A 12,880-nucleotide genomic window follows, 5' to 3' on the forward strand; every position below is an offset into this window, starting at 1 on the left:
CCCGGCGAGAGCTGAGCGACCGTAACGAATACACGCTCCCCCTGAGAGGAGCGACACATGGGAGTCGCAGTAATCGGCGCGTCGATGACGAAGTTCGGGCAGCGCGACGCCTGGCTCCAGGAGCTGCTCTCGCAGGCGGGCGAGGCGTGTCTGGACGACGCCGGCGTCACACCGAAGCAAGTAGAGCACCTGTACGTCTCGAACATGGCCAGCGGCGAGTTCGAGGGCCAGGGGGGCGTCATGAACGCGCTGGCCCACGACCTCGGCGTGTTGCCCGCGTACAGCGAACGGGTCGACCAGACCTCCTCGTCGGGCGGGGCGGGCATCTACGAGGCCTGGCAGTCCATCGCGTCGGGCGCAAGCGAGATGACGCTGCTCGTCGGGGGAGAGAAGATGACCCACAAGACGACCGGGCAGGCGACGGACGTCATCGCCTCCATCACCCACCCCGCGGAGTACAAACACGGCGTCACGCTGCCTTCCTTTGCCGGGATGACCGCCCGGCACTACCTGGAGCGGTTCGACGCACCCCGGGAGTCGCTGGCCCGCGTGGCCGTCAAGAACCACCGGAACGGCGTCGACAACCCCAACGCGCAGTTCCAGAAGGAGATCTCCGTCGAGAAAGCCCTGGAGTCGCCCATCATCGCGGACCCGCTCCGGCTGTACGACTTCTGTCCCATCACGGACGGCAGCGCGGCGATGCTGTTTACGACTGAAGAGCGCGCCAAGGAGATCACCGACGAGTACGCCGTCGTCTCCGGCATCGGCGGGGCGACCGACACCCACGTCGTCCACGAGCGCGACGACCCCACAATCATGGGCGGCGTCGTCGAGTCGAGCGAGCAGGCCTACGAGATGGCCGGCATCGGCCCCGACGACCTCGACGCCGCGGAGCTGCACGACATGTTCACCATCCTGGAGTTTCTCCAGCTGGAGGGTATCGGCGTCGCCGAGCAGGGCACCGCCTGGGAACTGGCGATGGACGGCAGCACCGCGAAGGACGGCGAGCTCCCCATCAACACCTCTGGCGGGCTGAAGTCCAAGGGCCACCCGCTGGGCGCCAGCGGCGTCGCCCAGGGCGTCGAGATATACGAACAGCTCGTCGGCGAGGCCGGCCCCCGGCAGGTCGAGGCCGACACCGCACTGGCCTGTAACGTCGGCGGCTTCGGGAACTGTGTCATCACCACCATCATGGAGGCGGCAGAATGACGCTCGAAGCAGGCATCTGTCCGAACGGTCACGTATCGTACCCGACCCACCCGCGCTGTCCGGACTGTGGCGACCCGCAGGACGAGACCGTCGACCTCTCCGACGAACGCGCCGAGGTCGTCACGTGGACCACCTCGACGGCGACCCCGCCCGGCGTGCGGGAGCCCAACACGCTGGCGATTGTCGAGTTCGACATCTCCCATCTGGAGTACGAGGACGCGTTCGTCCGCGCGATGGGTCAAGCGACGAGCGATGACATCGAGACCGGGGATGTCGTCGAACCGGTGTACGTCGAGGAGCTTCGGGACCCCGACGTGGGCATCAAGAGCGCGAACCCCGAGAGCACGGACTGGGACGGCTACCGCTGGGACCCGGTCTGAGTTGGAGTCGGACCACTACCGCCTGGCACCCGTGTGAGCCGGCGCTTGGACCACTACCGCCTGGCACCCGTGTGATTCAGCCGCTCGCCGCTCCGGAGCGCGGCTTCGATTCTGTCCAGCCCGTCGGCGACCGTGCAGTGGCCGCTGGGGCCGGCGTGGGGATAGACGCCCAGTAGCTCGCCGCCCTCCCAGTAGGCCACGCAGGCAATCGGGAGCGTCACCACCGAGTCGTCGCCGGTAACGGCGCTGTGCCGGTCGCGGCGGTCGAACGCCGGCGCGAGCGAACAGCCGTTGTCGGCGGCCCACTGCTCCAGCGCCCGGATATCCGAGTTTTGGTGTGGGTCGACACCGGTCGAGAGACGACTCCAGTAGGTGACTGTCACCTCGTCCACGAGGCGCTGCTGTCGGAGGGCGTCGGCCCGGCCGAGAACACTTGTCTGGCGCTGCTCGGTCCCGCTAGCGACCGGCGTGCGTAGATACACCGCTAACCGTTTGTTGTGACTCATGCTGTACTCCTGTTGAGTGCCCTACGACGGGTCGGGGGATAGCCGTATCGGTGCCCGTGATAGTCAGACTCAATCAGCCGTCGAGACTGTCGGGCTGGCGGGTGTCAGCGGCGTCCGACCCGATTCGAGGTCGTCGAGACACTCCTCGATAGAGCGGGGGGTTCCCCCGCGAGCGAACGGAGCGACCTGCACCAGGTCGTCGTCCTCGTAGACGGCGAGACACAGCGCGGGCAACACGAGTTCGGTGCGCTTCTCGCCGGTCTCCCAGCTGTAACACAGCCTGGTGTCGAAGAAGGGCGAGAGGGTCGCTCCGGCCTCGATAGCCCAGTCGAGGAACTCCTCGTAGCGGGTCTGTTCGGGACAGTCATCGTCCGCGACCGGAACGCGCTTCTCCCACACCGTGGTTCCGGTGGCGTCGATAGCGCCCGCACACTGCAGTTCCTGGAGCCGCTTCTCGACCGCGGCTCGACGTTTCTCCGACGGTGTGGGGAGGTCGGCTCTGACGAACAGCTCCGCACGCCGGGTCTGTGGACACTCGGTTTTGGACATCCCTACCTACTGATTCGGCTGTGGAATTATAAAACGTTATGTTTTTTGAATTATGTTTGTCTATATATCCCTTCTCACTCCTCGTCGCCCGTCGGGTCGTCCATATCGTCCTTGATAGACCGGAGTTCGGCGTCGACGTCGACCGGTACGTCGGTCCCCTCGCCGTCGAAGTCGTCGCCGGCGACGGACTCGCTCTCGGCCAGTCGCTCGGCGAGCGACGCCCGGAGCTCTCTGGCCTCGGTCAGCAGTTCCCTCGCCTCCGCGTCCGGCGGCCGTCCCTCCACGGCCCCCTGGAGGTCCGAGAGCGCGTCGTCGAGCCGGGCCAGCGTCGCGCGGCTCAACTGGGTCGCCCGCTCCTGGACGTCGCCGCCACTCGACGCTGTCGACGGCCGCCCGTCCGCCAGTCGCAGGGCCCGGCGGAGCAGTTTCAGCGCTTCGATATTAGTCTTCAGGACGAGTATCGCGGCCGGAATGGTCACGTCGCTGGTGAACCGGACGAGTTCGCTCGGTGTCGGCGGGCGTGGGCGGCCGTCCGCAGTGCGGGGTTCGACTTCCCCCTGGAGGTCCTGTAGCGTCCTGACGAGGTCCCCCAGCAGGGCGGCGATGTCGTCGTCGGGGTCGGTCATACCCCCACTTGGACTGTCCCACACAAAAGCCCGCCGAGGAAATTAGGCAGACCAAAACCCTTTTTGCTTTAGGCATGCCTAATCATCGCTAATGGCAACGAAGGCCGAGGAACTACGGGGCCCCGAGGCAGAGACCGAGGACTGTCCGACAGTGACCGCACACAAGAGCCACACGGAACGGACAGTGTTCACCGAGAGCGACAACAAAGAAGGGTGGATCGCCACCGACCTCACGGTCGATCTCTGGCGCTGAGGCTGTCGAAGTTCTGCCGTCGAAAAATCAAATACTGGAAGCGTTTTCGGTTGAGTCGCCCGTTCAGTCCATCACGAGCGTGTCGTCCGCGAGGTAGTGCTCGATGTGGTGGGCGTCCTCTTCGACCTGCACCAGAATCTCGCGCAGAATCTGGGCCGTCGCGTGGTCGCCGAGGTTCTCGGCCAGTTCGATGTGGTCCCGGGCCGACTCGATGATGTCGCCGTACACTTCGAGGTCGTGTTCGAGCGACGTGCGGATGTCGTAGATGTCCTGGCCCTCGTACTCGACCGAGGCGTGTTCCTCCTGTGCGGCCGGGCCGGAGATGGGCGTCCCGCCCAGCGCCTGCGCGCGCTCGGCCAGTTCGTCGGCCCCGTCTTCGAGGTGTGCGGCAGCGTCACCGAGGAACAGGTGGAGGTCACGGAACTCCGCGCCCTCGACGTTCCAGTGGTGTTTCTTGACCTGATGGTAGAGGACGTACGTGTCGGCGAGGTCCTGGTTCAGGGCGTCGATGATCTGCTCGGACTTCTCCTTGTCGAGCCGAAGGTCGTTCTCCTCTACGGTTCCGAACTCGCGGCTCACGTGCTCTTGTGTCGCCATTGTCACTCGTACGTACTCGCGGATGGCACTTAAAACTTCGCTTCAGAAAAAACCTTTTTCGAATATACAAAACCTCCTTTCCGATATGATTATTTTTGCCACGGTAACCGCGACATCCGCGGCGTCACTCCCGGGCGACAATGAGCGCGGTGTGGCCGTCGGGGATGGCCGAGAAATCCACGGCCGCCGTCCTGACGGTCTGTTCCTGGTGGACGGCCGTGAGGGCGGCGAACACGTCGGAGTCGAGCTCCAGATGGTCGCCGTACTGCTCCCAGACCGTCGGCGGGAGCGCGAGGACGAACCGCTCCGGCGTGCGCGCGAGCACCGGGTCGTCGTACTGCTTTCGCCACTCGTAGACGAGGTCCTCGACGCCGGGGTTCTCCCGCATCGCCCGCTGGTGGCTGGCGAGCGCGTCCCGCAGGACGCCCTCTTCGACGTCGTTTCGCTGGGCGGTCGTACGTATCACTGCCAAGTCGAACGGAGCCAGCAGCGTCTCCTCTGTCATGTGGCCGTCTTCGGGGGCCGGCCACATAGCCTCTGTTCTTGTGACCCGTCTATCATACCGGATTAAGCCTGTTAATACCCGTGCTTCGGCAGCTATTTGCCCGCGGATTCGCTACTTCAAGGGAGAGGAATGGGACGATTATCAACACTCTTTGGGCCGGAACGGGTCGCCGTGATAGGGGCGTCAGAATCGGAGGGTTCTGTCGGCCGCGCCATCACGGAGAACCTGCTTGAATCGTACGAGGGCGAGGTTCTGGCGGTCAATCCGAACGCCGACGAGGTCCTCGGTCTCCCCTGTCGCGACGGTATCGGGGAGGTCGACTCGCCGGGGACTGTCGACGTGGCCGTCGTCGTCGTACCGCCACAGATCGCCGTCGACGCTATCCGCCAGGCCGGCGAGGTCGGTATCGGGAACGTCGTCGTCATCACCGCCGGCTTCGGCGAGACCGGCAGCGACGGGGCCGCCCGCGAGCGGGAGCTCCGCGAGGTGGCCGAGGAGTACGACCTCAACCTGGTGGGTCCCAACAGCCTCGGCGTGATGTCCACGCCGAAGGGGCTCAACGCGACCTTCGGCAACGAGATGGCCAACGAGGGCGACATCTCCTTCATGAGCCAGTCCGGGGCGTTCGTGACGGCCGTCCTGGACTGGGCCGCCGAGCGCGACGTGGGCTTCAAGGACATCGTCTCGCTGGGCAACAAGGCGATACTGGACGAGGGCGACTTCGTCGAGGAGTGGGGCGAGGACCCCGAGACGGACGTCATCCTGGGCTATCTGGAGGACATCGAGGACGGCGGGGAGTTCATTCGCACCTCGCGTGAGGTGACACAGGACACGCCCATCGTCGTCGTGAAGTCCGGTCGCACCGACGCCGGGGCCTCCGCCGCCGCCTCCCACACGGGGGCGATGGCCGGCTCCGAGCGGGCCTACGAGGCCGGCCTCGAACAGGCCGGAACGCTGCGCGTCGAGTCCGTCCAGGAGCTGTTCGACTACGCGCAGATTCTCTCGGGCCAGCCGCTGCCCGACGGCGAGGAAATCGCCATCGTCACGAACGCCGGCGGGCCCGGCGTGATGACGACCGACGCGGTGGGCGACTCGGACCTCTCGCTCGCTGAGTTCTCGGACGACACCTTCGAGACGCTCCAGGAGACGATGCCCGAGGCGGCCAACATCTACAACCCGGTCGACATCATCGGGGACGCCCCCGCGGAACGGTTCGAGTCGGCCCTGGAGACCGTCCTGGCCGACGAGAACGTCTCGATGGCCGTCGTCGTCGCCTGCCCGACCGCCGTGCTCTCCTTCGAGGAGCTGGCCGAGGTCGTCGTCGAGAAACAACGGGAGAGCGGGCTGCCCGTCGCGACGACGCTGATGGGCGGCAAGTCCGTCGGCGCCGGCCAGGAGATCCTCGCACGGGCGGGCATCCCACAGTACTTCGACCCCGCCCGCGCCGTCGGCAGCCTGGACGCCCTGACCGAGTACCGCAACATCTCCGAACGGGAGTTCCAGGAGCCGGACACCTTCGACGTGGACCGCGAGCGCGCCCGCGAAATCCTCCAGAGCGCGACCCGCCGGGACACGAACCGCCTGGGCGTCGAGGCGATGGAGCTGCTCGACGCCTACGGCATCCCGACCCCGCAGGGCGCCGTCGTCGACTCGCCCGGCGAGGCCGAGGCCATCGCCGAGGACATCGGCGACGACGTGGTGATGAAAATCGTCAGCCCCGACATCCTCCACAAGTCGGACATCGGCGGCGTCGAGGTCGGCGTCCCGCCCGAGGAGGTCCGGGACACCTACGAGGACCTCGTCGTCCGGGCACGGAACTACCAGTCCGACGCCACCATCCTGGGCGTGCAGGTCCAGGAGATGGTCGACCTTGAGGCGGGCACCGAGACCATCCTCGGGATGAACCGGGACCCGCAGTTCGGCCCGCTACTGCTCTTTGGCCTCGGTGGTATTTTCGTGGAGGTCCTCGAAGATACAACCGTCAGGGTCGCGCCAGTCAGCGAGCCCGAGGCCAGTGCCATGCTTGACGACATCGAATCCGCGCCGCTGTTGCAAGGGGCACGGGGCCGCGAACCGGTCGACAGGGACGCCCTCGTCGAGACGGTCCAGCGGCTCTCGCAGCTGGTCACCGACTTCCCGGCCATCGTCGAACTGGACATCAACCCGCTCGTCGCGACGCCCGACGGCGTCAAGGCGGTCGACCTGCGGCTCACGCTCGACCAGGAGGAACTATGACCGACACGCTACTCGTCACATCAACCGAAGAAGGCATCGGCAAGACAGCAATCACCATCGCGCTCGCGAAGGCCGCACAGGCGGCCGACAGGGACGTCGGCTACATGAAACCGAAGGGGACGCGGCTCCAGAGCGCCGTCGGCAAGACCCGCGACGAGGACCCGATGCTCGCGCGCGAGCTGTTGGACTTCGACGCCGAGATACACGAGATGGAGCCCATCGTCTACTCGCCGACCTTCGTCAAGGAGGCCGTCCGCGGCCGCGAGGACCCCGCGGAACTGCGCGAGCGCGTCATCGAGAACTTCGAGAAGCTGTCGGAGGACCGGGATACGATGCTCGTCGAGGGGAGCGACCGCCTGGAGACGGGCGGCATCGTCGACCTCACCGACGCGGACATCGCCGAGGCAATCGACGCCCGCGTGTTGCTGGTCTGTGGCTACACGACGCCCGCCGACGCGGACGAGGTGCTCGCCGCGGCCGACCAGCTGGGCGAGCGGCTCTCCGGGGTCGTGTTCAACGGCGTCACCGAGTCGGCCATGGACGAACTCGTCGACGACGTCATCCCCTTCCTCGAAGGGCGTGGCGTGTCGGTCTACGGCGCGCTCCCGCGGGTGCAGGACCTCTCCGGCATCACCGTCGGCGACCTCGCCCGCAGCCTGGGCGCGGACGTGCTCACCAGCGAGGCCCCGACCGACGTTCACGTCGAGCGGTTCACTGTGGGCGCGATGGGCGGCAACAAGGCCCTCGACCAGTTCCGGCGGACGCGCGACGCCGTGATGATAAGCGGCGGCGACCGCTCGGAGGTCCAGACGGCCGCCCTGGAGGCGTCGGGAATCAAGGCGCTGTTGCTGACCGGCGGATTCCGGCCGGCCAGCGCCGTGCTGGGCCGGGCCGAGAAGGAGAACGTGCCCATCCTGCTGGTCCAGTCCGACACCCGGACCACTATCGACCGAGTGGAGGACGTGCTCCACTCGGGGCGCACCCGCGACGCGGAGACCGTCACGCGGATGCAGGAGCTCCTCGGCGACGGCGTCGACGTCAACTCCTTGCTCCGGCTCTCGGAGTAGCCACCGTTTCCGCTGCGGTTTCAGGCTTTGATAACGGGCTACAGCGCGGTCATCCCCCGAAATCTCCAGTCGAAACTCACCTCACCTTTTTGGTTATCGGCCCGCTAATTATGGGTGGAGCCTCTCCGGCTCCGTAGTGTCACACGTTCGGGGACTCCGGTCCCCGACTTGTTCCCTTTGTGCGCGGCTTCAGTATTTCCGCTGACCTCGAAAGGACCGGTACAGCGCCGTAGCCCCACTCAGCCGTCGGACTGCAGTTCGGCGTTGCTCTGTGCGCTGCCTGCCGCGGTCTCGGGCGCGGTCGCGTCGTCGCCGCGCTCTTTGACCCGCTCGGGGTCGAACTCGTTCGTTCCCGTGTTGGGCTCCAGGCCGGCTTCCTCGACGATTTCGATGTCGTCGGCGGGGGACTGGCCCTCGGTCGTCAGGTAGTCGCCGGTGAGGATGCCGTCCGCGCCCGCCTCCAGGGCGGCGACCTGGCCCTCGGTGTCGAGGTTGGCCTCGCGGCCGCCGGTCAGCCGCACGCGGGCATCCGGATGTAAGAGCCGGTAGACGGCGACGGTCCTGACGACTTCTTCGGTCGTGATGTCGGGGAGACCCCGTTCGGCCATCGGCGTCCCCTTGACGGGGTTGAGGACGTTCACCGGGAGCGAGGCGACGCCGATGTCCTGGAGGGCCACGGCGGCGTCCACGCGGTCGGTCGGGGACTCGCCCATCCCCAGGATGACGCCGGCACAGAGGTCCATCCCGGCCTCCTTGGCGACCTCCAGCGTCTCGACGCGGTCCTCGAAGCTGTGGGTTCCGACGACTTCGGGGAAGTATCGCGGGGAGGTCTCGATGTTGTGATTGTAGTGGTTGAGCCCTTCCTCGGCCAGAATCGCGGCCTCCTCCTCGGTCAGGATGCCGAGCGAGGCGTCGACCTCCACGTCGGTCTCGTCCCGCACGAGTCGGATGGCCTCCAGTACCTCCTCCCACTCCTCTGGGCGCCGTTCCTTGGAGACGCCCTTCTCGGCGAGGACGATGCCGAACCGCTGGGAGCCGTCCCGCTCGGCCCGCTTTGCGGCTTCGAGTATCTTCTCCGGCCCGAGGAAGCCGTAGTCGTCGATGCCGGTGTCGAAGTGGACAGACTGGGCACAGAAGCCACAGTCCTCCGCGCAGTTGCCGGCCTTCGCGTTCACGATGGAGCAGGCGTCGACGGTGCCATCGCCCAGCGCGGCGCGTACGGCGTCCGCGCCCGCGGCGACTGCGTCGACGGGCTGGGCGATCAGCGCTAGCCCGTCCCGCCGGTCGAGCGTCTCCCCGTCCAGTACGCGCCGCACTGCGTCGTCGACAGTCCTGTTACCCGTTTCGTAAACCACGGGTCAAATGTCAGTTGACGGCCTGATAAGGATTCGGGTGGCGGGCGTCTCAGCTCACCGGGACCGCACACTCCGTCCAGCCGAGCGTGTCGGCGCGTTGCTCGGAGACGTGCTGTTCCCCTTCGGACATCACCCGCGTGATTGGCTACGGGCATTGGAACACCAACTCACTATTCCGGGCTCTGGTCCTCCCCGGGTTCGCCGGACGGCGCGTCTCGGGCGTGGTCGAGCCAGTTCATCACTGGATTGACCGAGACGCCGTGAACGACGATAGAGGTGAGAACCACGAATCCGACCAGCGCCCACAGCACCTCGGCGGCGACGAGCAGCTGTCGCTCCTCGAACCCCGCCTCGGTGAGGGCGAACGCGAGGTAGTAGAACGACCCGATGCCACGGATACCGAACGAGGAGACGACGATGCGTTCCTTCCACGGCATGGGGGTTCCGACCAGTCCGACCAGCCCCGCCACCGGACGGACCACGAAGACGAGGACGAGACCGACCACCACTTCGACCCAGGTTAGCGGGGCGAAGAGCCCGCCGACGATTACCCCGCCGAACAGCACCAGGACGGCCGCCATCACGATACGTTCCACCATCTCGGCGTAATCGTGGAGTGCTTCGTAGTACTCGTGTCTCCACTCGTAGTGCCGGAGCGTCAGCGCGGCGACGAACACTGCGATGAACCCGTATCCGTTGAGGAGTTCGGTCACGCCGTACGTGAAGAGCGTCGCCGCCAGCGCTTCCGCCCCCTCCATGACTTTGCCGAGCTGCGTCGTGACGGGGCCGCGGAAGATGACCCGGGCGACGACCCGTCCGGCGAGATAGCCGATGACGATACCGACAGTAATCTCGTAGAGCACGTGAACGAGAAACCACTCGCCGACCCACTCCAGCGACGACGCCCCGGTCGCGGCGGCCATCGCGATAGCGAGGTGTGTGAAGGGGAACGCCAGCCCGTCGTTGAGCCCCGCTTCCGACGTCAGTGTGAACCTGATTTCGCCCTCCTGGTCCGCCGGGTCCATCTCCTCGTCTACCGCTTCGGTCGGCGGTGACGCCTGTACGTCCGAAGCCAGCACGGGGTCGGTGGGTGCGACGACGGCACCGAGAAGAATCGCTGTCGGGAGCAACATTCCGAGGACGCCCCACCCGAGGAGCGCGGTAGCGGCGATAGTGAGCAGCATCGTCACGCCGAGCAGTCGCCACGTGTTCGACCAGGCGTGCCAATCGAACGGGCGGTCGAGTTTCAACCCCGCTCCCATTAGGGCGATTATCACGACGAACTCGGTGAGCCGTTTGGCGATGTCCCCGTGTGTGGCGGGGTCCGGGATTTCGACGCCGAGGGGCAACGAGAACAGTATCGCGCCGGCGGCCACGTATATGATAGGGAACGACAGCGGCTCGTCTGCGAGCACCCGCGGCAAGACCACTGCCCCGAACATGGCGAGACCGACGAGCGTCAGAATGACTTCGTATACGGCCATCCGGTCGTGACTAGCGAACCCACCGGTGAAAATACTATTGGAGAATTGTCAGCTTTGGACGGCTCGCAGTTCAGTAGCGCCGGCTCGTTCCCGACAGCGCGGAACCGGCCTCATTGCCGCGATGGGCAATGCTCGACCCGGCGGTGTCAACGACCGTAAATACCGTCTGCCCCGGCCTCAGTACAGGTCTTCGAGGTCCTCGGCCGTGTCCGCGTGTTGCTCGCCGGGGAACTCGCCCGACTCGACGGCGTCGACGTAGTCGCCGACAGCGGACCTGACTTCGCTTCGAACGTCGCCGAACTGCTCGGCGAAGGGCGGCGACGACTCGGCCAGTCCCACCACGTCGGTAAAGACGAGCACTTGCCCGTCACAGTCACCGCCGGCGCCGATGCCGATGGTCGGAATATCGAGGGCTTCGGTGACCTGTGCGCCGAGGTTCGTTGGGACGTGTTCGAGCACGAGCGCGAACGCGCCGGCGTCCTCGTGGGCCCGCGCGAGTTCGAGTATCTCCGTGGCCTCTTCCCGGTCGGTCGCCTGCTGGGTGTAGCCGGTCTGATTCACGCTCTGGGGTGTCAGACCCAGATGCGCCATCACGGGGATACCCAGGTCGTCGAGCCGCTCGGTGAGTTCGACGGTGTGGGGGCCCGACTCCAGTTTGACGGCGTTGGCGCCTTCCTCCTTGAGCATCCGCCCGCAGTTTTTCACGCTCTCGGCCTCGTCCGCGCCGATAGAGAGGAACGGCATATCGGCGACGACCAGGGCGTCGTCGGTCCCCCGCGCCACGGCGCCGACCCGGGAGGCTATCTCGTCGACGGTGACCGGAAGCGTGTCCTCGTAGCCCAGCACGGCGTTGCCCACGCTGTCGCCGACGAGAATCATGTCTACCCCGGCGCCCTCGACGAGTGCCGCCGTCGCCGCGTCGTAGGCCGTCAGCATCGCAATCTGTTCGTCACCGGCCATCTCCTGCACGTCCCGAACCGTGGTCATGTGCGTGGCCGGGCGCTCCGGGGTATTACGTGTTCGGGTCGTCGCCGAGCAGCCCCATGTCACGGCCGAGCCGGTCCGTGAGCGCCTCCAGTATCTCGGGGTCGACCTCGGCGACGGCATCGCCGTCGTGGAGCTGTTCGTTGTGCCGTTCCACGGCCGCCTCGACGTCCTCGAACGGGACCTGCGTGCGCGTCTCACAGGCCGTACAGACGACCGGTATCTCGGGTATATCTCCGTCGGCAGTCATAGCCGGCGGTTTGCGACGGGCGGGGAAATAAGAGTCGACTCCCGAACCGCAACCGCCTTGCCACCCCGCTCGGAACACACGGCCGTGCCAGCAGTCGAGAAAACGGACCCCGACGGCGTCGACTTCGGCTGGGTGATGCAGACCACCTTCGTGACGACCATCCTGCTGGGGTCGCCCGTCGTCGCCGCCGCCTCGCTCGGGACCCGGCTCCCGACGTGGACCAGCCGCGCGATGTTCGCGGTCCGCGTCGGCGCGGTCATCTGGATACTGACCGCCGTCTCCGTCTACCTCTACGCCCGATACCGTCGCTGATCGAACTCCTGCGCCCAGGCAAACGCCATCCCCGCGCGGCGTGCCGCCTCCCTGTCCCGCTCGGAGTCACCGACGAACACCGTCGACTCCGCCGGCGTTCCGAGCGCGTCGGCAACCGTCAGGAGCCCCTCGGGGTCCGGCTTCTCAGAGCCCAGCGTGTCCCGTCCGACGACCGACGCTATCGCGTCCGCTATGTCGTGTACGTCAAGCGCCACTCGGCAGGCCGACTCCGCGTTCAGCGAACAGACGCCCACGGGAACGTCGTGTGGGAGGCCGTCGGCGAGAGCCAGCCGCGTCGACCTGCGAGCGCCCGCGCGCTCGTACTCGGCGATTGTCGCCTCGACGGCCTCCCGATGGCCGGTCGTCTCGGCCAGTTCCAGCAGCCCCCAGAGGTCCGCTCCGTCGGGGGAAATCCCGTTGTCCCTGAGAACGGCGGCGACGTCGCTGGTCACTATCTCCCAGTCGACGGCGAGGTCGACCAGCGTCCCGTCGAGGTCGTAGACGACCGCGTCGTGAGTCACAGCGGTGGTACGGCGCCGCTTCGCAAATGCGCTTCGGCGTGTCGATA

Annotated in this window: 16 protein-coding genes; 6 read left to right on the forward strand and 10 right to left on the reverse strand. The window is 66.6% G+C overall.

Going from position 1 to position 12,880, the window contains the following annotated elements; translation table 11 throughout:
* Window positions 1–57: 57 nt before the first annotated feature.
* Both NJQ98_RS08080 and NJQ98_RS08085 read left to right on the forward strand, forming a co-directional pair.
* Window positions 58–1,209 carry a thiolase family protein gene (locus NJQ98_RS08080; RefSeq protein WP_262177674.1) on the forward strand — a complete coding sequence of 384 codons (1,152 nt, stop codon included), beginning with the start codon at window positions 58–60 and terminating at the stop codon, window positions 1,207–1,209.
* Complete coding sequence (locus tag NJQ98_RS08085; RefSeq protein ID WP_262177676.1) at window positions 1,206–1,589, forward strand: Zn-ribbon domain-containing OB-fold protein; 384 nt, start codon at window positions 1,206–1,208, stop codon at window positions 1,587–1,589. The genes NJQ98_RS08080 and NJQ98_RS08085 overlap by 4 nt, the downstream gene beginning before the upstream one ends.
* Window positions 1,590–1,642: 53 nt before the next feature.
* Here the strand turns inward: NJQ98_RS08085 and NJQ98_RS08090 are convergent, their stop codons facing one another.
* From NJQ98_RS08090 to NJQ98_RS08100, 3 genes are all read right to left on the reverse strand, one after another.
* Window positions 1,643–2,095: an HTH domain-containing protein gene (locus NJQ98_RS08090; protein WP_262177677.1), complete on the reverse strand. Its 453-nt coding sequence runs from the start codon at window positions 2,093–2,095 to the stop codon at window positions 1,643–1,645.
* Between the two features lie 69 nt (window positions 2,096–2,164).
* Window positions 2,165–2,644 carry an HTH domain-containing protein gene (locus tag NJQ98_RS08095; protein WP_262177679.1) on the reverse strand — a complete coding sequence of 160 codons (480 nt, stop codon included), beginning with the start codon at window positions 2,642–2,644 and terminating at the stop codon, window positions 2,165–2,167.
* 74 nt (window positions 2,645–2,718) lie between these two features.
* Window positions 2,719–3,270, reverse strand: a complete 552-nt coding sequence (locus tag NJQ98_RS08100; protein ID WP_262177681.1) for a DUF7547 family protein — start codon at window positions 3,268–3,270, stop codon at window positions 2,719–2,721.
* Window positions 3,271–3,361: 91 nt separating this feature from the next.
* On the opposite strand from NJQ98_RS08100, the gene NJQ98_RS08105 reads away from it, so the two are divergent.
* Entirely contained in the window at window positions 3,362–3,523 is a 162-nt protein-coding gene (locus NJQ98_RS08105) for a hypothetical protein (RefSeq protein ID WP_262177682.1), read from the forward strand.
* 63 nt (window positions 3,524–3,586) lie between these two features.
* Here NJQ98_RS08105 and dpsA read toward each other — a convergent pair whose 3' ends face one another.
* Together dpsA and NJQ98_RS08115 are read right to left on the reverse strand one after the other, a co-directional pair.
* Window positions 3,587–4,120, reverse strand: coding sequence for a DNA starvation/stationary phase protection protein DpsA (gene dpsA / locus NJQ98_RS08110; protein ID WP_262177684.1), 534 nt, complete (start codon window positions 4,118–4,120; stop codon window positions 3,587–3,589).
* A gap of 124 nt (window positions 4,121–4,244) precedes the next feature.
* Window positions 4,245–4,625: a DUF8048 family protein gene (locus NJQ98_RS08115; protein ID WP_262177686.1), complete on the reverse strand. Its 381-nt coding sequence runs from the start codon at window positions 4,623–4,625 to the stop codon at window positions 4,245–4,247.
* Window positions 4,626–4,754: 129 nt separating this feature from the next.
* On the opposite strand from NJQ98_RS08115, the gene acs reads away from it, so the two are divergent.
* Both acs and NJQ98_RS08125 read left to right on the forward strand, forming a co-directional pair.
* Window positions 4,755–6,860 carry an acetate--CoA ligase alpha subunit gene (gene acs / locus NJQ98_RS08120; RefSeq protein ID WP_262177687.1) on the forward strand — a complete coding sequence of 702 codons (2,106 nt, stop codon included), beginning with the start codon at window positions 4,755–4,757 and terminating at the stop codon, window positions 6,858–6,860.
* Window positions 6,857–7,927 carry a phosphotransacetylase family protein gene (locus NJQ98_RS08125; protein WP_262177688.1) on the forward strand — a complete coding sequence of 357 codons (1,071 nt, stop codon included), beginning with the start codon at window positions 6,857–6,859 and terminating at the stop codon, window positions 7,925–7,927. The genes acs and NJQ98_RS08125 overlap by 4 nt, the downstream gene beginning before the upstream one ends.
* A 239-nt stretch (window positions 7,928–8,166) precedes the next feature.
* On the opposite strand, the gene bioB is transcribed toward NJQ98_RS08125, so the two are convergent.
* The 4 genes from bioB to NJQ98_RS08145 form a co-directional block, all read right to left on the reverse strand.
* A complete protein-coding gene (gene bioB / locus NJQ98_RS08130) occupies window positions 8,167–9,282 on the reverse strand; it encodes a biotin synthase BioB (protein WP_262177690.1) in 1,116 nt (371 codons plus the stop codon).
* 170 nt (window positions 9,283–9,452) lie between these two features.
* On the reverse strand, window positions 9,453–10,766 hold the full coding sequence (locus NJQ98_RS08135; RefSeq protein WP_262177692.1) for a cation:proton antiporter: 1,314 nt from the start codon (window positions 10,764–10,766) through the stop codon (window positions 9,453–9,455).
* 177 nt (window positions 10,767–10,943) lie between these two features.
* Window positions 10,944–11,753, reverse strand: coding sequence for a 3-methyl-2-oxobutanoate hydroxymethyltransferase (gene panB / locus NJQ98_RS08140; RefSeq protein WP_262177693.1), 810 nt, complete (start codon window positions 11,751–11,753; stop codon window positions 10,944–10,946).
* Window positions 11,754–11,778: 25 nt separating this feature from the next.
* On the reverse strand, window positions 11,779–12,000 hold the full coding sequence (locus tag NJQ98_RS08145; RefSeq protein WP_262177695.1) for a DUF8149 family protein: 222 nt from the start codon (window positions 11,998–12,000) through the stop codon (window positions 11,779–11,781).
* 84 nt (window positions 12,001–12,084) lie between these two features.
* On the opposite strand from NJQ98_RS08145, the gene NJQ98_RS08150 reads away from it, so the two are divergent.
* Complete coding sequence (locus NJQ98_RS08150; protein WP_262177697.1) at window positions 12,085–12,312, forward strand: DUF5822 domain-containing protein; 228 nt, start codon at window positions 12,085–12,087, stop codon at window positions 12,310–12,312.
* Here the strand turns inward: NJQ98_RS08150 and NJQ98_RS08155 are convergent.
* Entirely contained in the window at window positions 12,291–12,833 is a 543-nt protein-coding gene (locus tag NJQ98_RS08155) for an HAD family hydrolase (RefSeq protein WP_262177698.1), read from the reverse strand. The genes NJQ98_RS08150 and NJQ98_RS08155 overlap by 22 nt on opposite strands.
* Window positions 12,834–12,880: the final 47 nt, after the last annotated feature.

The sequence above is a fragment of the Haloarcula laminariae genome, assembly GCF_025457605.1.
Taxonomy (GTDB): Archaea; Halobacteriota; Halobacteria; order Halobacteriales; family Haloarculaceae; genus Haloarcula; species Haloarcula laminariae.